Raw genomic sequence first — 23,703 nt, 5'->3', positions numbered from 1 at the left:
GTGGGATAAGGAATTGCTGAAGAAAAAGCATTATTATGCATCGGGCAAGCGTTTGATTGCTGATGACGTGTGGGTCAATACGAACTCCACCAGTGACCCATTGGCGGCTCAACGTAGTCTTATTCGTCACGATGCCGACAGGGTAGCGCGCGAATTGATGCGGATTTATTTTGCGTAGATTCCAGGGCTTGATAATTTCCCATTACTATGATATAATGCAAAGGTTGTGTCAAGTGAAAATTGTATTTCGAACGAAAAAGAGATTATACCCGCAGAAGAGGTTTTTCATGAATCATGCCGTAAGGTTTTAGATAGCTATATTAGTTGTACTGAAGGTGAGCGCGAGGATTTTAAGGATCATGCTTACCGAGTACATAAAATCGTAAAAGCATATACGGGTGATGATTTACCTCCAGAGGCGGCTTCGCTGTCGTTGATTCATGACGTTGCTGATAGAATGTTTAATAAAGAGAGCACAAAATATAACGATGTGTGGGCCAGGAATGCCGCAAATGCACTCTATGAGTTTATGGATGATGAAAATATTAGCCATGATCAGTTGGAATATTCCGCAAGTTTACTGGCTGATATGGCTAAAATTGAACAAAGTGCGGCTCATCATCGCAGGCAGATGGCTAGAATTGCCAAAGAAGAGTCTAATGAAGATTATCGAAAAATATACTCCTTGGTTGCCGAGCGACATATGGGCAAGGTTTCTCCTGAGCAGTGGGCGATTGCTCAGCCACTTCTAGACCTTGATCATATGAGATTAGAGATGGATAAGGTTAATATCGAGGCGTTTATAATAAAAGGTGCTGAGATAATGGATAATTTGCAGCATCCGTCGTCAAAGAGAGCATCTGCAGTTTTACAGGATGTGTTGGAAGCTGAGTCATTCTATGCTCCAATTCTTGAGGCGATGGGATATGAGGCTTTTGCTGCAGAGCTGCGTAGCGTAGCTAAAATTAGGCGACTAATTGGTCAAGGCAAGGAAGACCTTGTTAAAAGTGCTAAAGAGATACAAGACAGGGTTCTACAGGTCGGCATGGACAAAATTGCAGACAAGATATTTGGTGTGAATGACGGTACTATCAATTACGCTATTCGTAAAGATGAGGATTCCGGTGAATATTCTACTCACATGGGGGAATTTGCGGCTGACACCAAATATGGCAATATGGTTGCTGGAAACTGGCGTATTAAAACTGTAGGATCGCTTGCGGATAAACTTAAGGGCGGTGACGGAATTATGGATATTGTCGGTATGATGGTGATATCTAGAGATCGTGAAACGACAGCTTGTGATTTTGCGCATTTTATTGCTGATAGGTTGAAGGAGTTTAGACCAGTATGTGCTCGGAGTAAAAACAGACCTGTATATATCCAGGGGACTAAAGAATATGTTGATGCCGTGGAGCAGAATCTTCGTGAACTGGGTGTTGATTCGGATGAGTATCTGGTAAAAATTGATACCGATGAAAAATGTGAACAACGAGGATATCCTATTTATGAAATATCTAAAGTGACGTTCGTTGTGGTTGTTGACGATGTTGAGATCCCGGTTGAAATACAGTTTATTACAAAAGACGAGCGATGCCGTGCGCGTACAGGCGAAGTATCTCATATTGCTTATAAATACCTACAGTCTCAGGGTTTTGGTAAAGACTATCTAGAAAAAGAAACGGCTCGCCAGCGTTACGATAGAATGACGATAATCAATCTTGCGAAAGAGGTCTTAGGCGCGCTACACAAGCGACGCTACGATATGATAAATAGTAAGATTACGGGTAAACTTGGGCTTAATCCGAAATCTCTGTCTAATGAAGATAAGTTTATTGAGAGTCTGATTGATCTACGGGCTGACAATTAATGACTTGCGCGTGATATAATCATACTAATGACGACTTACTATACTGACGGCTCTGCTTCGCCAAATCCCGGTCCAGGTGGGTTTGCGGTTATTCGTGATCTTCAGCCTTATATTTTGGGGTCGGAAGATGGCGATACCACCAATATTCGCATGGAGGGCAAAGCTTTAATCGCGGCATTAAAAGACGCTAATGGCGCGCCGTGCGTGATTTATTCTGATAGTGAATTTTGGATTAACGTAGTTACCAAGTGGGCGCCGGGCTGGGAAAAGCGCGGTTGGACGAAGAAGGGTGGCGATATTAAAAATCTGGATATTGTGCGTGAACTATACGAATTATATTCAAACTCTCAAGCGGATTTGCGTTGGGTGCGCGGTCATGAGGGCGATGAAGGAAACGAATTGGCTGATGAATGGGCTAATCGGGCGCGTGAAGGCGAGAGATTAGCTAAATAACTGCTAGCGACATCTGGTAAAAATTGCTATACTAGAAAAATGGAAGAAGTGAGGGAAACGACTGATATTTTTTTGTGGGCAAATCAAAACGATGCAAAGAAGAATGATTTACAGATAGAGCTATTCTTATTTAGCAAAAATTACACGCCGTATTTTATGCCGATAAAAGGCGATGTTGAGCAGCAACTCAGACCGCTGTTCTTGTTTGATTATATCAATCAGGTCAATTTGGGTGCAGGCACTGGACTGAGTGTTCGCGATTATGAATTGAGCGAATCGGAAGATAATGTTTTATTGAGGACTGATCTGGAAAAGGTTGGGCGAGCTGAAATGCTGATTCATTTGATTGAACATGAGCGCCACGACATCGTGGAGTTTTCGGAAACCGAGCACGAATTCAAGCGTATGAAGGGAATCGTGGCACGATTTACCGATCCGAATAATCCTGATGCAGTATTTTATACGGTTAAGCTAATCCAGCAAGGTCAGACACTGAAGAGTGCGTTGGCTTGGGAATTTTCTGATGGCAAATTTGGTTCGTTTAATGCGGAGGTTGGTTTTAAGGTTCCGGATGATAATCAAGTTTTGATTGTCGGTAAAGATATTTTTGCGTTTAATCCTGGAAAATTTGAGCGAATGTTTGGCTATGAATATAAAAAGCAGGTGATTGCTGATAAAAAAGTAGCGGAAATTGAGAAGGAATATAAGCTAAGTTTTCCAGAGGGAATGGATCTTAACGCGTTGGTGAAGGAGCGCAAAAAGACGATTAATAAATTGCAGAAATTGGAAATCGGTGCGGTTAAACAGGAAGACGTTTTGGACTATGCTGATGAGATGCAATTGGAATTGATGAGCGATGATAATGGCGCGATTATTATCATGGACGGCAATGATTTGGATATGTTCGTAAATCTCATTAACGAGGATTATATCGAGAGTAAAATCACGGGCAAGCGTTACGAAATTAAGTCGAAGAAGCTGCTCGGCGAGCCAGAAGGCGAACCGCCACGGGGCTAAAATGGATCAAGAATTAGCGCTGGCTATTCTGCTGAGTGGTCGGTCGGCGTTGCTGACTGGTGCGGCTGGAACGGGTAAAACTCACCTGTTGAATACTTTTATTGCGCAGGCGCGAAAACGCGGTAAAAAGGTATCGGTAACAGCGACAACTGGTCTGGCGGCGACGCATCTTGGTGGCAATACGATTCACAGCTGGAGTGGCATTGGCGTGAGTGATAATTTGCCGAACAATTTTTTTGAACGATTGTCAAAAACGCGGCGTGATGTTATTTCCAAAACTGACGTGTTGATTATTGACGAGATTTCGATGCTTCACGATTTTCGGCTGGATATGATTGATAAGGTTTTAAGAACCGTTAGGGAAAATGATCAGCCGTTTGGCGGTATTCAGTTGGTGATGAGTGGCGATTTTTTCCAATTGCCGCCAGTGAATCGTCCGAACGAGCAGGGCGGCGGATTTGTGGTTTATTCTGATGCTTGGCAAGAACTTCAGCCGGCGGTTTTGTATTTGGAGCGACAATATCGTCAGAATGATGAGCAGCTTTTGGAGATTCTGACCGCTCTAAGAACTGGCGATGTTAGGCGACGTCACGTCGAGGCGTTGCTGGCGCGTACGGAAATTGAGCCGCCAGATGGTGATATCACAGAACTACACACCGTAAACGTCGACGTTGATGATATTAATATTCAAAAATTGGCGGAATTGCCTGGTGAAGAGCGTTCGTACCAGCAAACGACGACGGGCTCGAAAATTTATGTAGAGAATCTGCAAAGGTCAGTTTTGGCTCCAGAAAATTTGGTGATTAAGCTGGGCGCGTTAGTGATGGCGGTTAAAAATTCGCCGCAAAAATTATATGCCAATGGAAGTATCGGCACGGTCGTGGATTTTGAGCCGCTGACGGAATATCCGGTTGTTGAGTTTCGAGATGGTCGTCGGGTGACGATGGTGCCGGATGTTTGGGAATTGCGAGACGGAGAGCGCAAACGAGCGAGTATTTCTCAGGTTCCGCTGCGTTTGGCGTGGGCTATAACGGTTCACAAAAGTCAGGGAATGACACTGGATGCGGCTAAGATTGATCTGAGAAAGGCGTTTGTTGAAGGTATGGGTTATGTGGCTTTGAGTCGCGTGCGAGATTTGGACAATTTATATCTATACGGAATTAACCGTAGGGCGCTGGAAGTTTCTCCTGATGCGCTGGCAATTGACGAGGTCTTGAGGCAGGCAAGTAGAGAGTCTGTTGAGAGATATAGGGACGTGGTCCTTAGATCTTATTAGTAGTTTATTGAAGAGGGCGTTGGAGCTTATCACTATTGATTTATTGAGGATTATTTACTATACTGACGCTAAGAACCACCGGAACTAAATCGCCTTAATTGAGCGGTTCGCCGGTGTTCTTTTTATTGTTAAAAGCGTATACTAGTTTGCCTTTCAGCTGTAGGCTGGCCTGAAATAACTTTAAGTGCTAATCCATTGCCTAAAACTATTAAATAGCGTAGACCTACATCAACCCAACACTAGGCTTTTCCACAAAAATGTGGAAAAGTTTTTATTTGACGTAAAAATGGGTAAAAAGTCAAAAAAAGGGCTTGCAAGTGGGTAGCTGTGGGTAGTATAGTGGAGTCAGTGGAACGAAAGTTGATGGAAAATCACCAACAAAAACAAACATCCACTGTAAAAAACAACTAATCTACCACGAAGGAAGGACGACGTGCAGACAGATTACTTTGAGCGTAAGTTGGACGACAAGCGACGCTTGACGATTCCGGCTGAACTCAGGGCAGAATTTGCATCAGGCGTCGTACTAACTCGCGGGTTTGGCAAATATCTCCACTTATATCCACAGCAAATCTGGGATCGGGAAGTGGAAAGCGCTCTAACGGGAAGTATTCTGGATGAGCGGGTTGCCGACCTGAACGTTAAATTCCGACGAGGTAAAACCGCATCGGCGCTCGACCAAAAACAAGGACGAGTGACGATTGAGCAGCATTTGCTAGACTACGCTGGAATTAACAGAGAAGTCGTTGCTGTGCGAGCGGGGGAATATTTTCGGCTAATAGCGGCCGAGAATGCGGAATAGTAGATTAGCTAAGCACTTTAACAATTAAAACCTCTCGAGATCAACTATCTGGGTATTTGAAAATGGCATGTGGCAATTTGCTCCACATTAAAAACGGCAACGCACCTTCCTCAAACACCTCCCAAAAAAAACTCCACCTCACACATAAGTCTCTTTGGAAAACATGGTTGTTACTGACAATCAACAAATTTCCACTCTTAAGACAACAAAAACAAACAAAACACAAATACAAAAAAGCCAGAATTAAATATCCAGTTAGGTGATCTCGAGCATTATTTCTGTATAATGGAATAATGATGAGTATTAAAGAACATCCACCACAGTCGGAAGAGTCTCAGACGGGCGAACCGATGCATGTTCCCGTACTTTTGGAGATAACCCTTAGCAAGCTGCAGCCAGTCGAAGGCGAGTCGTATCTCGACTTGACGGCTGGCTATGGCGGCCATGCCAGGGCATTCTTAAATAGGACGGATAATTACTTGGACTCAGTGTTGGTCGATCGTGATGAAAACGCGATTAAGACATTGGGCGATTTGGCTGAAAAAGGCGTAACTTTAATTCACAAAGATTTTGTGAGCGCAGCGCAAGATTTGGTCAAGCAGGGGCGTAAGTTTGACGTGATTTTGGCTGATTTGGGGGTGTCGTCACCACAGCTTGACAGAGCAGAGAGAGGTTTTTCGTTCAGATTTGACGGTCCGCTTGATATGCGGATGGACAATCGGACGGAAATCACAGCAGCGGATATTGTCAATTCATATTCGGTTGATGATTTGACGCAGCTGATCATTCGTTACGGTGAGGAAAATCCCGGACGAGCAAGGCGAATTGCGCAGGCAATTGTAAAAGCTCGACCAATTCAGGGAACGACTGAGCTGGCTGATCTGATCAAGCAAACCGTTGGTCGCGGTAGTATGAAGCATCATCCTGCGACTCGTACCTTTCAGGCGCTACGCATTGAAGTCAATCATGAGCTTAAGCTGATTGAAGAGCTATTGCCACTTTTGCCACGCTTACTTAATAAGGGCGGGCGAGTAGGAATAATTAGTTTTCATAGCTTGGAAGACAGATTGATCAAGCGTTACTTTTCGGAGCAAGCAACGGCTGGCTATGAGGCTGAGCTGATTGTTCCAGAGAAAAAACCGGTGTCTGGAGCTGAAGATGTTCACAATCCGCGTAGTCGAAGTGCAAAGTTTCGATACGCCGTGAAAAAATAAAACAAAAAGAAGGAGGCACAATATGCCAATCCACATCAAAGTAGAATTCCAGAATACAGACAAGCCAGAGGCTGTTTCAGTACGCCGCGGCTAGACTAAAGCGTATTCCGGAATATACCTTAGAAAAACCAGCCTGTCTTTAACGGGCGGGCTGGTTTGTTATGCTAAATACAAATATAAACATAAAAGATAGAGACAAATGACAAACACCACCACATTTACTTCACGACGTTCACACGGTCAATTGCGCCGAAATCAGAATTCTACACGTTTTCAGTCTCAGGTCAAACTTGGTCCTGTTGCTCATACAGTGCTAGTTGCATTGATGGTTACAGTACTGGGCTTGATTTATCTTACTCAGGCAACCAGACTTACAGCTTACGGCTATGAAGCTCAGAGTCTGGATACAAAAATCACCGAACTAAGCGCAAAAAAGTCAGAATTGGAAGTGCAGAATGCACGCTTGACAGCGTTAGAGAAGGTGAAGAATAGCAATGTCGCTTCAGCTATGACGACAACTGAAACGCATTACGCTCAATAGTGATATAATAAGATAAGCAATATGCAGCGGCTTATTCGTTCAAGAACTGGTTGGTTAGCCATCGCTTTACTAGTAGTGATGGCGGCTTTTGTGTTGCGATTATTTCAATTGCAGATTTTGCAATATGGCAAATATACGGAGTTGGCGCGAGCGAGTCAGCAGCGTCAATTTATCATTCCTGCAGAGCGTGGGAAAATTTACATGATGGACGGGAAAACGCCAGTTCCTGTAGTACTTAATCAGGCGGTTTATACGGTGATTGCGGATCCGCAGTCGATTGATGATAAAGAGCGAAATCAGCTTGTTGATAGTCTGAGGGAAATTGCTGGCGGCGAAATGACGGAAAATGTATCTGAACGGCTCAATAATAAAAAGTCGCGCTATGAAGTTTTGGCGAAGAATATTACCAGAACTCAAGCGGAAAAATTGAAAAAGAAAAACTTTGCGGGTGTGCTATATCAACAAAGTTCTATTCGAAATTATCCTGAGGGCGAACTGGGCGCGCACGTGCTTGGATTTGTGAATGCGGCTGGCGAAGGTCAATATGGCGTCGAAGGTTCTTTGAATAAGCAGCTTAAGGGTCGGGACGGACTATTGCAATCTGTAACTGACGTGAGGAATATACCTTTGACGGTTGGAAAAAATAATATGCGAATCGAGGCGAAATCTGGCGACAATTTGGCGCTGACGGTGGACAGGAATATTCAAAGCCAGACTGAATTGGCGTTGAAAAAAGGAGTCGAAGCAGCTGGCGCCACTGAGGGAAGTGTGATTGTTATGAATCCGAAAAACGGTCAGGTTTTGGCAATGGCGAATTATCCGACTTACAATCCAGCGGATTTTGCCAAGCAGAAAAATGGGTCGGTGTTTGTAGATAGCGCGTCGATGGTGCCATTTGAGCCGGGATCGATTATCAAGTCCTTTAGTTTCGCTACGGCAATTGACAAGGGCGTTATTACTCCGTCCAGCACGTATAATAATACCGATTGTATTAAAGTCGCTGACCGCACGATGTGTAATGCTCTGAGGGGTTTGGGTGGCACGATGACGATTCAAGGTGCGTTTAACAATTCGCTCAACGTCGGCACTATTACCGCGATTCGAAAATTAGGAAATGGCTCGCAGATTAATTTGCCGGCTCGCCAGACTTTGTATGAATATTATCACGATAAATTTGGCTTTGGCGCTAAAACTGGAATTGAGCTGGGCGAGGCTTCGGGCTATATTTACCCGCCGGATAGCGCTGAAGGAAATGAGGTTCGTTATTCGGCTATGACTTACGGTCAGAGTATGAACTTGACTATGGTTCAAGTCGCGGCTGGATTTTCGTCGCTAGTTAACGGCGGTCAATACTACAAGCCAACCATTCTCGTTGGCACAATTGACGAATCTGGCAATTTGAAACCGTCGGAAAATAAAGTTATTCGCCAAACTGTAAGCGGTGGCACGTCATCGCAGATGCGAACGATGCTAACGACGGCGCGCCGATCTTCATTCTTATCAAAGAGTGACAAATCTGGCTATGAAATTGGTGGAAAAACTGGTACTTCTGAAGCGGTGGTTAATGGCGCTTACACACAGAAGGAAACGATTGCTACATATATTGGTTATGGCGGTGGAAAAAATGGCGCCGAATATGTCATAATGGTACGTGTAGCGGCTCCGGGAAAAGGGATTAATTTGCAAGGAAATCTTCACGCTGGACCAATTTTTACAGATATATCCAACTGGATAATTGATTATATGAAAATAGCACCAAAGGAATAAATATGGGAATAGCTTTACAAACAATGACCAATGAATTGACGCACGTGTTTTTGCTGAGCGTCGGCGCGTTTTTACTAGCGATGTTTTTAACGCCAATTTATACGTTTTTCGCTTATCGATATCGCTTCTGGAAGCGCCAAAGGTCGGAGAGTACTGACGGGAAAAAGCTGAAGATTTTCGCCAAATTCCAAGCGGCAAAATTGCGGCGGAACATCCCGACGATGGCTGGGGTGATTGGCGTAATTTCAATCTTTGTGGTGACGATTTTCTTCAATTTAGACCGAGCACAGACCTGGCTTCCTCTGGCGGCGTTGGTTGGTGGCGGAATTGTTGGGCTAATTGACGATATTATCAATCTGCGTGGTTTGGGTGGCGGCGCGGCTGGGCTTCGTAGTCCAGTGAAGTTTGCGCTGATTACGTTGATTGGCGTGGTACTTGGTTGGTTTTTCTTTGCCAAACTGGGCGTGGCGAGTTTTCACGTGCCGTTTGTGGGCGAGGTGAATATTGGTTGGTTGATAGTTCCGTTGTTTGCATTTGCGGTGGTGGCTACTGGTAACGCTGTTAATATTTCTGACGGAATGGATGGATTGGCGGGTGGACTGCTCAGTATTAGCTTTGGTGCGTTTGGTGTAATTGCTTTATTGCAACAACATGTTATATTGGCGGGATTCTGCTTTACGGTTGTTGGTGTGCTTTTGAGCTATTTGTGGTTCAATATTTATCCAGCTCGATTCTTCATGGGCGATGTTGGAAGTTTCGCTTATGGCGCGTGTTTGGGCGTTGTGGCAATGCTGACCGACTCTTTGCTCCTACTTCCTGTGATTGGCTTGCTATTTGTAATTGAGGCGGGATCAAGCTTGACTCAAATCGTCAGCAAGAAGCTGTTTAAGAGAAAGGTCTTCTTATCTGCGCCGATTCATCATCACTTGGAGGCGATTGGTTGGCCGGAAACTAAAGTGACGATGCGCTTCTGGGTTATTGGCTGCGTGATGGCGTTTATCGGCGTGATGCTGGCGCTTGCTGGAGGTCATATTGCGTAATTCGGTCGCCAAAAATCGTCAATCTATCGCTCAGCCGGTCCGAAGCCACCGGCCGATGTATCAAATTGTACTTTATATGGGGCTTTTGTTGCTACTTGGGCTGATTGTTATGTATGCGTTGGGACCGCAACGCGCCAACGTGATGAATTATGCTTATGGCACGAATTATAGCGATACGTATTTCTTTGGCAAGCAGCTGACGAGTGTGCTTATTGCTGTCGTGGCTTTTTCTGCGTTTTATTTTACGCCGTACAAATGGTTTACTGGTGAGAGATCAAAATACATTCTCTACGCTGGATTTGCGCTATGTATTTTACTATTTCTCTCAGGCGCGGTACTTCATTTGTCGTTTGCGCAAGAAACTAACGGCGCGTATAGATGGTTTTATCTGGGAGGATTAGGTAGCTTTCAACCAGCAGAGTTACTTAAATATGGCGTGCTATTGTTTTTGGCGGGATTTTTAGGGCGTCGCTCACAACAGGGAAAATTGAATGACATCCAAGAGACTATCATTCCGCTGGGCATTATTTCCGGATTATCGCTGCTGATGATTGTGTTTTTACAAAAAGACTTGGGAACGGGAATTTCGTTGATAGCGATTATCTTATCAATGATTTTAGTGGCTGGAATTGATTGGAAGATTTTCAAGAAGATTCTGGCGATTGTTGCGCTTTGTGGTTTGGTGATGATTTTTACGTCGCCACACCGAATTGAGCGCGTGATGACTTTCGTGCAAGGCGATAGTCATAAAGGGACGAGTAGCCAGGAAAACAAGAATTATCACATCCAGCAGGCTAGAATTGCGATTGGTTCTGGCGGGCTTCTGGGGCTTGGAATTGGAAAAAGCGTTCAGGCGACAGGATACCTCCCAGAGGCGACTAATGACTCTATTTTTGCCGTCATGGGAGAAACTTTCGGGTTTGTTGGATTGATGGCTATATTGGCGCTGTTTACGGCGCTACTCTTGTCAATTTTACATGTTGCAGCGAGGTTGCCAGACGTGACTCTGCGACTAATTGTGGCGGGAATTTTTGGCTGGATCGCGTCGCATGTAATATTGAATATTGCTGCAATGACAGGGTTGGCGCCGCTTACTGGAATCCCATTGCCATTATTAAGTTATGGCGGTACAAGTATGTTGTTTATCGCGGCAGCACTGGGTTTAGTTTTCCAAATTTCCAAATATACGTCACATAAAGCATTAGAGGAGGGTGAAAGTGGCCAAGATCTTAGCGGTCGGCGGCGGCTCAGGCGGACACGTTACGCCAGTGGTAGCCGTATTTAGAGAATTACAGAAAACTGGTGATCACGAGCTTCGTTTTTGGTGCGATAAAAAATTTGGCGCCAGCGCACGCGGGATTTTTGCTAAGTTCGACGAGCGTATTCCGGTCGATTTGATTATTGCTGGAAAATTACGCCGATATCACGGAAAAAGCATCTCATTTCATCTACATCCGTCAATTTTATTCCCAAATTTGCGCGACGGTTTTAAGGTGATGGTTGGATTTTTTCAGAGCTTGTTTAAGCTTATGAAGTGGCGTCCAGATGTTATTTTCATTAAGGGCGGATATGTTTGTCTGCCGGTTGGCTATGCGGCTCGGCTATTAAGGATTCCGTTGGTTTTGCATGATTCTGATGCGCATCCAGGTTTGACGAATCGCTTATTGAGTCCCTTCGCAAAAGCTATTGGCACGGGCGCGCCGCTTGAATATTACAATTATCCACCAGAAAAAGCTTCATATGTTGGCATTCCTGTTGCGCCAGAGTTCCATCCATATTCTGAGGCTGAGAGGAAAGAACTGAAGGAAAAATTGGGATTTAATGTCAATAAACCGCTGGTTGTTATCACTGGCGGTGGACTCGGAGCAGGCCGAATTAATTCCGCGATTGTAGCAATTAGGGAGAACCTGCTTGCTGAGGCTTCGGTATTTTTGATATCGGGAAATCAGCAATATGAAGAAATCCTCGAGCAAACCGATGAGCGAGAAGGCTGGCGGCTGCAGGCGTTTGTCCATAACGGAATGGCGGAAGTTTTGGCGGCGGCGGATATAGTTGTGACCAGGGCAGGGGCGACCACCCTTTTGGAGTTGGCGGCGCTACATAAACCGACAATCATCATCCCTAATGGTCATTTGACGGGCGGGCATCAATTGAAAAACGCTAAGGTTTATCAGGACGCATTGGCGGCGTTGATAGTTTCCGAAGATGAACTGGATAAGGACAATCAAATCTTGGCACGAAAAATAATTGGCGTATTAAAATCTCAGAAAATTCTTAAAGGTCTGGGCGATAATTTCGGTAAATTTGCCAAGCCAAACGCGGCTAAAGATATGGCGAAGATTATTCTTACTACGGTGCGAAGGCAGGGTAGGCGAAAGTGAAATTCCCCTTCTCTAAGAAAAAATCGGACGAAAATCTAAGTCGTCGAGAAATCGCGGCGCGTCGTCGGACTGAGAATTACGAGGATTTGCCCGCCCAATCGTATCGTCGGAACAGGACGCTTAATAGCCGCCAAACATCATCCCCTTTGGAGACTTCTGAGAGGCTCGAGACGCACGAATTGGTGAAGAAACGCCGCCGTGTAATGCGGAAAATGCTTGCGACTGCGGTAAGTCTGCTTATTGTGATATTCCTTTTGTTTCAATTGACAATCAATATTTCAATCCGAACTCCCGACGCAAAAAGTTCCAGTAACGCTAATAAATACGTGAGCGTTCTTAATGAATATTACAGTGCTCATCCAGCGGAGAGGTTTCGGTTTTTCCTCAATAATAATGATCTCAAGCAATTCTTTTTACAGAAAGCTCCTGAAGTAAAAAACATTCGCGTGGAGGGAGATTTTCTGGCGCGATCAGCCGTTAAGTTGACGTTTCGGCAGCCGGTGGCTCAGTGGTCTTCCGGAGATAAGATTTATTTTGTTGATGATAGCGGCGTTACTTTTGAGCGGAATTATTTTACCGCGCCCACGGTTGCTGTTCGTGACGAGAGTGGTCTGCCAACCAGAGGCGGTCAAGAAGTTATCAATCGTCAATTCTTGAGTTTCCTTGGTCAAGCTGTGTCTGAATTTTCGCAACATAAAATGAATGTTTCAGAGGTTATTCTGCCGGCTAATACTGTACGCCAAGTCTGGTTTAAGGTCGAGGGCAGGGAGACCCAGATTCGTATGACGGTAGATAGGTCTGCTCAAGCTCAGGTTAAACAGGCGATAGCTACTTTGAGTTATTTGGATAATAACGGCGCGAAGCCAGGGTATATAGACGTTAGGGTAGATCAAAGGTCGTTCTATAAGTAGGGGCGGTCAACTTCTCTTTTGGATAGAGTAAGTTCTCTTTTTGTTCTATTTCTGTATGGTGTAGAAAATATATATAACAATATAAAAATATGCAAAAGTCAAATAATCGCAAAATGATAAGCTAGGGGAGTAGGGCAATAAAAATATAAAAATGTCAAATAATATAAAATGCAATTGTGGAAAACTCAATGAGCTTGCGGCGCGCATACTTAGAGTCTATATTGATGTAAAAATATCAATGTAGCACTCCGGCGTATATAGTGCTGGAATTAAAAAAATATTTTTTTAAGTTCGTATTTTGTTGGTGCATATTTTTATAAAAGACGGTATGTTTTATGGGGTTGTATGTAATAGAGAATCCCCTAGCCGAATTACCAGAAAAAGTTCGTTTTATAAGGTGTTAGCGAATATATATAGACATATGTATATTCATCTTTGTGTGGTATTTATTATTGCGTAAAAGGTACATTGTGCGACATTAAAACTATATCTAAAACACGACTATTCCATCGTCTTTCTTCGCGATAAATTTATCTCATTTTTACCAAATCAACCCACTTGTCGTTTACCATTTTATAAACCGCCCTATTTGCTGGCTTGGTACGTTTTATGCTGTATATTGGTTTATTTGCATTTGGCTCGGATTTATAATTTATGCTTGTATTGCGCAAAATTTATCAATATAAATACCCAGCCGGATTCGGCTTTATGTATGCTTAAAAATGACTAATAATTAGTTCGTATTTTGTTCTATTGTTTTTTAATCGCTAGTTTTGCGAAAGAGCTTGGGTGATTCTGTGCTTAATTATTTCACTATTCCATTCGCCCGCCTTAAATCGCAGTAGGGGCATACCCCTGCCTTATTTTGATTGCCAGTAAAATGCGCCTTATCAAAATCCTGAAAATGATAATTTACTATATGGCGTCGCGCCGCACATAAATAGAACCCGCCCCCATTTTCAGAAGGCGGAAGTAGGTCACATGGATACTCAGACCATGCGTTTGCAGTTTATCACTATTTATTAGATTCCGCAATATGCTTAAATATACAATAAAATAAGGCGTACCGCTTTCCGAGACCAGACCCGGGGCGCATACACCTTATGTTGACATATTACTACAACCGTCATTGAAAAATCAATAATATCGCCTTTCGTTATAGTTCCCTAACAATTTAGATATTGATATAATGTTGCGAGTCAGATTGTCGCCTGCAGTACAGTTATAGTTCCCTAGCAGTACTATTCAATATAACACTACTGTAAAACTATCGTCAATTGTGATACGTGCCTTAAAGCGTTTCAGTACTATTCAATATAACACTACTGTAAAACAAACAATACGAAACCTTCAAGCGTATTAAGGTTTCAGTACTATTCAATATAACACTACTGTAAAACTATCGGGTTGGTCATCATAGCGTCGATATCGTTTCAGTACTATTCAATATAACACTACTGTAAAACACGGTCTGCTCTGGCTTTAAGTAGTTGCTCGTTTCAGTACTATTCAATATAACACTACTGTAAAACATATCGGGCTTATCGCCATCATCATCTTTAGTTTCAGTACTATTCAATATAACACTACTGTAAAACGATGGATCAAGTGAGTACTGTTGCTCTGCTGTTTCAGTACTATTCAATATAACACTACTGTAAAACGCACCGACAGCAATTATAGCCAAAAGCGAGGTTTCAGTACTATTCAATATAACACTACTGTAAAACCGAGAAATACGCCGAGAACTACAGAAGCAAGTTTCAGTACTATTCAATATAACACTACTGTAAAACGCAGGCTGTTGTCCAATCTCTTTAAGCAATGTTTCAGTACTATTCAATATAACACTACTGTAAAACAGTATCCATCATATATATTCCAATATCATCGTTTCAGTACTATTCAATATAACACTACTGTAAAACTTTTGGAATATCTTAGTGGGCTTCATATCGGTTTCAGTACTATTCAATATAACACTACTGTAAAACATATATTGACGCATAACAACAATAGGGAATGTTTCAGTACTATTCAATATAACACTACTGTAAAACATGCAACTCAGACACACGAAAAATCCAAACGTTTCAGTACTATTCAATATAACACTACTGTAAAACGACGTGTGATTAGACATGCTGTTGAGCGAGTTTCAGTACTATTCAATATAACACTACTGTAAAACTACCTTGCGCGCCGAAAATAAGCAGATAAAGTTTCAGTACTATTCAATATAACACTACTGTAAAACTTCCTCGAGCGACAGCAGTTTGCATATTCGGTTTCAGTACTATTCAATATAACACTACTGTAAAACAAGAGAAAATCTGTAAAAAACCAAACAAAAGTTTCAGTACTATTCAATATAACACTACTGTAAAACACCAAATACGATTTTGTGAAGATAGTCTAAGTTTCAGTACTATTCAATATAACACTACTGTAAAACAGAATAAGTACTTTGAGCAGTTATTGCAGCGTTTCAGTACTATTCAATATAACACTACTGTAAAACGCCGTGCGACGCCGCATGGTCAAGCACTCGGTTTCAGTACTATTCAATATAACACTACTGTAAAACACAATCGCTCAGTTGGAACTGAAGGCTAGTGTTTCAGTACTATTCAATATAACACTACTGTAAAACAGAGCTAGACGCATAATGTCTATAGAATCAGTTTCAGTACTATTCAATATAACACTACTGTAAAACCAAATCCAGGGGAATATGATGTGCGATAAGGTTTCAGTACTATTCAATATAACACTACTGTAAAACAGCTCTCGTATGTGAACTTACCAAATCCACGTTTCAGTACTATTCAATATAACACTACTGTAAAACATGCAACTCAGACACACGAAAAATCCAAACGTTTCAGTACTATTCAATATAACACTACTGTAAAACTGGTTACGACAGCGTGAACTATCAAAGAACGTTTCAGTACTATTCAATATAACACTACTGTAAAACTGTCGACTAACGTGTTAGTTTCCTGACCGTGTTTCAGTACTATTCAATATAACACTACTGTAAAACCATCGCTGCAACCTGCTCTTCAATGCTATCGTTTCAGTACTATTCAATATAACACTACTGTAAAACATATCGAGCGACGCGCGGCATGTTCGTAAGGTTTCAGTACTATTCAATATAACACTACTGTAAAACGATTGATCTGCGTATGTTTGGATATTGATAGTTTCAGTACTATTCAATATAACACTACTGTAAAACATTGTATTTACTGGCAAGGGTGGCAAACGGGTTTCAGTACTATTCAATATAACACTACTGTAAAACAGCGGTAGTACTGCTGTTAAGCTTGGATTAGTTTCAGTACTATTCAATATAACACTACTGTAAAACACTATTTCTAGCTGGTTCAATCACCTTAAGGTTTCAGTACTATTCAATATAACACTACTGTAAAACCCGAATTCATCCTGGGGTGGATGTGCTTTTGTTTCAGTACTATTCAATATAACACTACTGTAAAACCTCATATGTGCGGTTTCACAGGGGTAAACGCGGTAGCGCTTACCTGGTATTATTATGAATTAGTACTAAAATCATAAAAATCGTCATCTATGGACAAAAGTCCTTCGCTATCTAACTTGTCTTTACAGATTTTTTCAATAAAAAGTACTGAAAAATGATTATCTTCTACATATTGTAAAAGAGCTCGCAACTCGCTATGCGATAATAGTTGGCGCTGATTGACCAAAACTACTAGCTGTTTTGATAATAATTGTCGCGCTGAATCTATAATACCATAAAGTCTGTCAATATAGTTATTCCTTAAATTTACCTCCAGCCCCACATGTGCCATCTTTAAGATGTCATTCATGGAAATGGTTGATTGGTAACTCAAATTTTGTGAGAAATCGATATTTATATTATCAAGGATATCAAATATGCTCGATTCTATTTGCTCTATTTTTGTCTGATCTATATCGCTGTTGTCCTGAATGTTTTTATATAACGCCGCAGTAATAGTTCGACTGGATAGATCATATGAGTATATATCAGTAATTATTAGCGAGTCTTTTGTTATGTCTAGCGGGTTACAGTTATCATCACAAATTACAATGCGATTATTCTCTTCTCTTTTTGTGTATACATCAAGTATATTTTCTATAATTTTTCTAAAAAACAAATCGTTGTGAATGGCTAGTGTCGCAATTCCCCCATTTTCTGGTATCGATACTGCATTGTCGAATCCTGAGACTTTAATTCTCATAAAATTACTGTCCTGTCTGTATTTTGAATTGATAATTCATCATATTTTCCAGCTAGATATTCCATCGATGCGAATTGATTTTCGGTTACGGTCAATAATTGAACTATGCCATTTTCTGGTATTATTTTTTTGATTCTGTCGTGAGTTGATTTTTCATTTGTGGAATTGAGCACCAATTTAGTGTAGACAGATTGCTGCATCATAACAAATCCTTCTTGGGTGAGTCTTTTGCGAAAAGTGGTGTATGTTTTACGCTCGTTAGCATTGGTCATTGGTAAGTCGAAGAATATAATCATTCTCATATAGCGTACTCTCATAGTTATATTAATTCATATTCGGGTAGTTCGTCGTCCCCTGTTTCCATTGTCCTGAAAAATAGCTTCACGTAGATACTGATAGCGTTTGACAGGAACTGTTCTTTGCCGAGGATAACAACTTTATGGTTAAGAATTTCAATCAGTCTGCTCTTAAAGAAGTCGTCAAATGCAAAATTGCGGCATTTGTAAACTTCGCTGTCGACTATGGGTCTGAACGACTCCATAAGGTCGCAAGTAAGATTGAACGGGTTGTATTCATTGCAGTGATTGACGCCTATAGTTGTTGAATATCCAGCAGCCGTGATCTCTCGATTGAAGGCAGACAAAAGAATAGCGTAGCCATAATTCAATGCCGCATTTATATCATTAGAGCTGTCTCGTGAAAATTTTGGACCAAACAATTCTTTGAAGTAGAGCTTGGCTGCATGAGCTTCCCTGTTGGTGAGATCTCCGGGAGATACGTTCGCGGCGAAGTTCATTAGTGCTTCGCAGGCGGAACTATTGCCAGTTTCTCTATAGATCGTCTGGGCTTGCTTAATTATCTTTTGAGTAACGATTGTTTTCCATAAACTGTTTTTGGTCGATTGCGACCACTGGCTTTGCTTTGACATCTGTTTGCTTGCGTTGTGAGATCCGTAATAAGGAATTATCTCTCCATACGGATTACGCTGATGATCGCAGAATATCACTTTGACTTTATAGCGAGATAATTCGCACAGTAGATAAGCTGTCAGATTAACAGCGGTATTTTCAATTATTAAAGTGCCAATTTCACTTATATGAAGCGTTTTTTCATTGCCGTCGCTAGTAATAAGCATATAATCATTTTTATAGCTTAATTTACAGCGATTTTTGACGATTACAGTTCGCCAAGACATATCTTAACGCTTATGCCCTAATGATTTTCCGTCTAATTTGCGGCGATGTAGTCCAGTAATGGATTCGTAGACGAAGGTGACATCGAGGGGGTTTATAGACTTTCCTGACATGCGACCAAATGAATTCGGTAGACCTAACTCTGGGAATTTAGGATTCTTCTCGCTACCTTTCATGTCTACGCGACCAGATCCAGTGCTCGTAGCTACCAGAACTAGTTTAATAACCTCTATCTTGTCGTCTATTGATAGCTTGTCATATTCTGGTGCCGCATTGCGAGCGTTATCCCCCGCCTTTCCGAATTGTTGATATTGATTAGCGAGCTTATCAGAGTAAACTTTCCAAAAGCGATTTATTCCATCAATAACCTTAGCTCTTTTTTCGATTTGTCTATTGCGTTTGTCGCGTAATTTATCATCTTCGTCGGCTTGTTCTTCTGAAATCGTAACGTGTGGAACTCCGCGCTTTAGTGCTATTGCAATGGCATATTCGATATCATAAGGAAGTTTTAATTGTTTGGCGCTAGTAACTTCGCTACTGCCAACTATAAATTGCTCGTTACCGTCATACTCAATTTTTTGGTTGATCGGTATTTTAGGTAAAAGCACTACGGCATCTTTATAATTATCTTGGATATATTTATCTATCGATCCTGGGTGAGTCTTCTCTAAGGTGTATATTTGCGTCGGAATGCTGATTATCTCAGTTGCGGGAGATTCTTTTTTGCCTGAAGGCTTTAAATAATTGATCACCGCAAAGTAAGCTGCTTTTTTGCCAGAATATCCACCGTACCTGTTGACTGGTAGGTGAGCTTTCCTTGCTATCATCTTCTTGCCTGAGTTTTTACTGTAGACGGTTTGATCATAGAATTGATTATCGCCGATCTCGGTTTTTCTCGTAATCAAGCAGTCATTATATTTCATTGTTTTATCAATGATTTCGCAGGATGATTTACCCTGCCAGACAATTTCACCGGTATTTGTGTTGGTAAAATCATATTTCATTGATGATAAGATGAAGCTGCCGTATTCCCTGTTCTTCTTTTTGTCCGACTTGAATTTCTTATATTCTCCGTAGATAAACTCCTTGTCAAGCTTTGGATAGCGAACTTTTACGTATTGGGCTAGGGTTGCTGCTAAGTAGGCGTCTTTTGCGTGGTGGAGGTCGTTTACTTCGCGGCATTTTGGCAAGTCGTGGATGCGGCGATATTCGGAACTCATGCCAGCGCGAATAGTAAACACCTCTGTTGATGAGTCTTTGTATTTTTCGGTTAGCATTCTAGCTAGGTGCTTGGTAATCTGTCGTGTTTCAACTAATTGGCGATTGATGAAACCATAGATCTGGTCGTCTGATAGTTGTTTCTGGCTAGTTAACCGCTGAAACTTGAGCTGTGACATAAACTTGGCGTTTTTTAAGGACATCCAGATTGGCAACATCTTTTTTTGAACGTCGGGCGATATTGGATAGTCATCAAGCTTTAGCTGGTTTTCTTCTCGCAATACCAAGACTGTGTTATCTAGAGAATCATCCTTTGTCAATGAGCGTGGCAAAATATGATCGATTTCGCAATCTTTAAGTCCGTTTTCAATGTCTAGTTTTTTACCTGAGTATGCAGATTTGCCATTTTGTAAGAAATACAGGTAATATTTTTTCTTATCAAGGCAATCTTTATAATTTTCTAATTGAGGCTTTATATCAGATTTATTATATTCTCTTCCGTATAATTCTTTGTACATCTTTTCTAGCTGAGAATATCGATTTTTTGTTTTGACCTTATCCTCTTCACTTCGCGCCATTTCAATGCTAATCAATTTCGGATCATAGCCGATTGTATCGACGATCTCATCTATAATCCGAATGCTTCGCCAGAGGGCGCGTTTAATTCCTGGCGAGGCTGCAAGATTTTTAATATCATCATAAGTGATTTCTGAGGTAGTGTCCTTCAAAAGAGCGTCTTCTATGATTTTTTTGAATTCATATCGGTCACTCTGGATAATTTGCATAAAATTATCAGAGCATTGACGCATTACTTCAATAACTGTCATTTTTCCGTAACGAGTGTGCGCCGCAATTCCATCAAGCAGTTCACTGGATAGTCTTCCCCAGCCTGTATATTTTAGCTTCAAAATACTATCGATCTGGTCTTTACTAAAAATGTCACTATATTTTTGTAGTTTTTTTGACAGGATTTTCTTGTCTTCAAACAGGGTTATCCATTTTGTTATTTCCTCAATTGCCGCTTTGTTTTCTGGCGTGATTTCAATCCCAATTTTCTTAGTAAAATCTATGTACGATTTTCGTGACGACATGAAAGATTTATCATCGGCTGTTCCGGAAATAACTAGCGAACTAGTGTCGTATATTTGATTGTCGTAAAGATATTTTGCAAGTTTTTTGTAGGTAATGGAATATTCTTTCGTGAATAGCTCGTCAATTATGCGATTTTGGATATCTGGACTTAACCTTTTTCCGTTAACTGTTACATTTTTTAGTTCATTTCGGCACTCATATTCTTGATAGAGTAATGAATTCTTGGGAAGCACATCTTTATCTGGTAAATATGTACACTTGTTGCGCATTCTCTCGATAAATTCTTCAGCTGAAGCTTCGTCGTCTATGATTTCATTAAAATTCCACGGATAAATTACGCCGTCCTTCTTTTTGATTGACCAGGCAAAATCACCACCCGTTTTTAATGGTCCGATGTAATACGGCAATTTAAATGTGAAAATGCTAATAATCTTATCGCGATTTTGCGCCAAGAATGGATAATGAGCTGCTTGGTTGTCGATAATTTTCTCAAGCTCGTATTGATGAATTTGGTGTGGTATGGCACCATTGTCGCGTATTCGCTGTCTGGACAAAAATTCACCCAATTCTGCTCGTTTTTCAAATCTTTGATATCGCGCATCATCTTTAGCCGATTCACCTAAGTGCTTTTTAATTGATTTATATAGATCGTCTGTATCGATCTTATGATTGTTATATAAATCAAATTTTGAGGCATCCCCGTGGAAAAATGATTTATATTCTTTTTTAGAGAGAAAATCTCGGAATAGCCCTTTGAGGTCTGATAAATCCTGGCGGTAAGCGTCATACTTTTCGATCATGATATCAGACAGGCAGCTATCTTTCCTAATAAACTGACTGAAAATTGTCCATTGATAGACCGATTCTAAGGTTTCTATCAACTCGTATCGATCATCGCCGATTGCTGCGGCTATGTCGTCTCGCTGATCTTCGTAATTCTTATCAGAAAATTCTCCTTTTATTTCAAGGGATTTATCGTCAAACAATTTTTCTGCATTCCATTTTAGTCCAATTGCTGCACCGACAGCTTCGCTTATAATGCTTTTATTGTCAGCAGAAGGTTGTAGTAGCTGAATTATACTTGATTTTCGAGCGCTTCGCGTTTGAGATTGGTTTAGCAAGATGGACTTAATCTGCTTAGCTTCTTTATCTCCAGCTCCAATAAACTCCATGAATTTTTGCAAGTTTTGGCTATCGAATGACGAAATTACGCCGTCTACTCCTCCTTCGATCAAGAAATTGCCGCGATATTTAATAATGTGATGTAATGCCAAATAAATTAAGCGAATATCTTGTTTTTCTGGGTTGTGAAATAGTTCGCTGCGCAAGTGGTAAATTGTCGGATATTTTTCCCTATATGTCTTATCTGTAAATGTGTGATCCGAGAATAATATGTTGGCGTCAAGATCTAAGGACGAGCTTTTGTCGTCTATATAGAACATGGATTCTGTCAGGCGTAGATAGAAATTGGGATCGACGTTGTAGATTTCATTGTTGAATATTTGCTGCAATAATGTAATACGTCGCTTTCTTCTGGCGAGCCTTCTGCGTGATGAGCGGAATGAGCGTCTTAGTTCAGCCTTTTGAGCTTCATTAAATAGATTCGCTCCCCACATGTTCTGATGTTTATGTCTACGCAGACTGAAATCTTCGTTAATGACCGCCCACCCTACGCTACCTGTACCGATGTCTAGACCTATAGAATATGATTGTTTCATTGTGATATCCTTGTTTAATTATTTTCAGTATATCTCTTACTTTTGGGGTTTACAATATTGCTTTAGTTGTATATACTTCTACTGTACCGTTTCGGTACTTCAATATAACACTACAGGTTAAAATAAAGCATTAGCTAAAATGTTTCTACAAAAGATTCAGGCGGTAGGCCTGTTTTTTTGACCCATTAGGAAGTAGCCGTTAAGTCCGCCGTCATCTCCAGTAACATTTAGTAGGGCTTGCGCTTCGGCACGCCTGGCTGCCCCAGGGTTATTAAGAGCATGGTACTGCAAGTACTGACGGTATGACGCGTTGTCATTCATAAGAAAAATCTCCTTTCGAGACAAAAGGAGATTTGGGGTTTGTGCTATATACTAGTTATTAATTAAGATCGCAAAAGTGTTGAACAATAAGAGAGTTGCCGTATTTGTCTTTAGATACACCAAAACCAACTAAGTCATAACCCTTGTCTAATATAGCTTCACGATGTCCTTTATTAGATGACATCCAGGTACTTATAGGATTGCGACTATTGCTGTCTGGTACTAAAATATTGGCTAAATTCTCACCGGCATACCGACACTTACTTGGCATATGCTTAAAAACGAATAGAGTGCCGCGTGTGCCTTCAGGTGATACGTGACCATAATAATCACGGTTTTGCATATCATCTGCCTTTTCCTGTGCACTGGCGTTTAATCTTTCGTCCAGTTTCAGGGGTGCTGCACCGACTTTAGCACGTTCCTCATTTACCAGTTCTAACATTTCCTGTGCGTCTGGTGGACCTACATCATACTTGCTCTTTGACTGCTCCTGTTTTTGCTCCTGAGCTACTTCAGTAACCGCTTGAGCGTTTAGACGAGTCTTTAGCCACAAACCACCACCTACACTCACTATGAGAGCTACAATTATAGTAGTGGTAACTATAGCTTTTTTCATGCTTGCATTGTAGCATAACA

Annotated in this window: 18 protein-coding genes and 1 CRISPR repeat array; of the genes, 13 read left to right on the top strand and 5 right to left on the bottom strand. The window is 41.3% G+C overall.

Going from position 1 to position 23,703, the window contains the following annotated elements; all coding sequences use genetic code 11:
• The first annotated feature begins 13 nt into the window (after positions 1–13).
• The 13 genes from LRM50_RS01160 (at position 14) to LRM50_RS01100 (ending at position 13,272) form a co-directional block, all read left to right on the top strand.
• The gene (locus tag LRM50_RS01160) at positions 14–178 is read left to right on the top strand and encodes a hypothetical protein (protein ID WP_243809555.1); all 165 of its coding nucleotides are present in this window, start codon (positions 14–16) and stop codon (positions 176–178) included.
• Positions 179–226: 48 nt separating this feature from the next.
• Entirely contained in the window at positions 227–1,870 is a 1,644-nt protein-coding gene (locus tag LRM50_RS01155; RefSeq protein WP_243809554.1) for a hypothetical protein, read from the top strand.
• 27 nt (positions 1,871–1,897) lie between these two features.
• Positions 1,898–2,323: a ribonuclease H family protein gene (locus LRM50_RS01150; protein WP_129632537.1), complete on the top strand. Its 426-nt coding sequence runs from the start codon at positions 1,898–1,900 to the stop codon at positions 2,321–2,323.
• A gap of 39 nt (positions 2,324–2,362) precedes the next feature.
• Complete coding sequence (locus tag LRM50_RS01145) at positions 2,363–3,340, top strand: Kiwa anti-phage protein KwaB-like domain-containing protein (protein WP_243809553.1); 978 nt, start codon at positions 2,363–2,365, stop codon at positions 3,338–3,340.
• Position 3,341: 1 nt separating this feature from the next.
• Positions 3,342–4,616: an ATP-dependent DNA helicase gene (locus tag LRM50_RS01140; RefSeq protein ID WP_243809552.1), complete on the top strand. Its 1,275-nt coding sequence runs from the start codon at positions 3,342–3,344 to the stop codon at positions 4,614–4,616.
• Positions 4,617–5,049: 433 nt separating this feature from the next.
• Complete coding sequence (locus tag LRM50_RS01135; RefSeq protein WP_243809551.1) at positions 5,050–5,418, top strand: division/cell wall cluster transcriptional repressor MraZ; 369 nt, start codon at positions 5,050–5,052, stop codon at positions 5,416–5,418.
• A gap of 293 nt (positions 5,419–5,711) precedes the next feature.
• Positions 5,712–6,632, top strand: coding sequence for a 16S rRNA (cytosine(1402)-N(4))-methyltransferase RsmH (rsmH, locus tag LRM50_RS01130; RefSeq protein ID WP_243809550.1), 921 nt, complete (start codon positions 5,712–5,714; stop codon positions 6,630–6,632).
• A gap of 199 nt (positions 6,633–6,831) precedes the next feature.
• Positions 6,832–7,173, top strand: a complete 342-nt coding sequence (locus LRM50_RS01125; RefSeq protein ID WP_243809549.1) for a hypothetical protein — start codon at positions 6,832–6,834, stop codon at positions 7,171–7,173.
• Positions 7,174–7,194: 21 nt separating this feature from the next.
• Positions 7,195–8,940, top strand: coding sequence for a peptidoglycan D,D-transpeptidase FtsI family protein (locus tag LRM50_RS01120; protein ID WP_243809548.1), 1,746 nt, complete (start codon positions 7,195–7,197; stop codon positions 8,938–8,940).
• Positions 8,941–8,942: 2 nt separating this feature from the next.
• Positions 8,943–9,980 carry a phospho-N-acetylmuramoyl-pentapeptide-transferase gene (gene mraY, locus LRM50_RS01115; RefSeq protein WP_243809547.1) on the top strand — a complete coding sequence of 346 codons (1,038 nt, stop codon included), beginning with the start codon at positions 8,943–8,945 and terminating at the stop codon, positions 9,978–9,980.
• Complete coding sequence (locus LRM50_RS01110; protein ID WP_243809546.1) at positions 9,973–11,265, top strand: FtsW/RodA/SpoVE family cell cycle protein; 1,293 nt, start codon at positions 9,973–9,975, stop codon at positions 11,263–11,265. Before mraY ends, LRM50_RS01110 begins: the two co-directional genes overlap by 8 nt.
• On the top strand, positions 11,198–12,361 hold the full coding sequence (locus LRM50_RS01105) for a UDP-N-acetylglucosamine--N-acetylmuramyl-(pentapeptide) pyrophosphoryl-undecaprenol N-acetylglucosamine transferase (protein ID WP_243809545.1): 1,164 nt from the start codon (positions 11,198–11,200) through the stop codon (positions 12,359–12,361). The genes LRM50_RS01110 and LRM50_RS01105 overlap by 68 nt, the downstream gene beginning before the upstream one ends.
• Positions 12,358–13,272, top strand: a complete 915-nt coding sequence (locus LRM50_RS01100) for a cell division protein FtsQ/DivIB (protein ID WP_243809544.1) — start codon at positions 12,358–12,360, stop codon at positions 13,270–13,272. The genes LRM50_RS01105 and LRM50_RS01100 overlap by 4 nt, the downstream gene beginning before the upstream one ends.
• 1,232 nt (positions 13,273–14,504) lie before the next feature.
• A CRISPR array of direct repeats spans positions 14,505–16,783; the repeat unit is 36 nt; unit sequence GTTTCAGTACTATTCAATATAACACTACTGTAAAAC.
• Between the two features lie 52 nt (positions 16,784–16,835).
• On the opposite strand, the gene csn2 is transcribed toward LRM50_RS01100, so the two are convergent.
• From csn2 to LRM50_RS01075, 5 genes are all read right to left on the bottom strand, one after another.
• Entirely contained in the window at positions 16,836–17,525 is a 690-nt protein-coding gene (gene csn2, locus LRM50_RS01095; RefSeq protein WP_243809543.1) for a type II-A CRISPR-associated protein Csn2, read from the bottom strand.
• Positions 17,522–17,827, bottom strand: a complete 306-nt coding sequence (gene cas2, locus LRM50_RS01090) for a CRISPR-associated endonuclease Cas2 (RefSeq protein WP_129637368.1) — start codon at positions 17,825–17,827, stop codon at positions 17,522–17,524. Before cas2 ends, csn2 begins: the two co-directional genes overlap by 4 nt.
• 17 nt (positions 17,828–17,844) lie before the next feature.
• Entirely contained in the window at positions 17,845–18,720 is an 876-nt protein-coding gene (cas1, locus tag LRM50_RS01085; protein ID WP_243809542.1) for a type II CRISPR-associated endonuclease Cas1, read from the bottom strand.
• Between the two features lie 3 nt (positions 18,721–18,723).
• Positions 18,724–22,746 (bottom strand): type II CRISPR RNA-guided endonuclease Cas9, encoded by a 4,023-nt coding sequence (gene cas9 / locus LRM50_RS01080; protein ID WP_243809541.1) that lies wholly within the window; start codon positions 22,744–22,746, stop codon positions 18,724–18,726.
• Positions 22,747–23,125: 379 nt separating this feature from the next.
• Entirely contained in the window at positions 23,126–23,683 is a 558-nt protein-coding gene (locus tag LRM50_RS01075; RefSeq protein ID WP_243809540.1) for a CAP domain-containing protein, read from the bottom strand.
• Positions 23,684–23,703 lie beyond the last annotated feature (20 nt).

Origin of the sequence: Candidatus Nanosynbacter sp. TM7-053, from assembly GCF_022828375.1 — a bacterium.
Lineage (GTDB): Bacteria > Patescibacteriota > Saccharimonadia > Saccharimonadales > Saccharimonadaceae > Nanosynbacter.
Note: the sequence above shows the minus strand (reverse complement) of the source record. Positions and strands in the feature narration are given on the sequence as shown.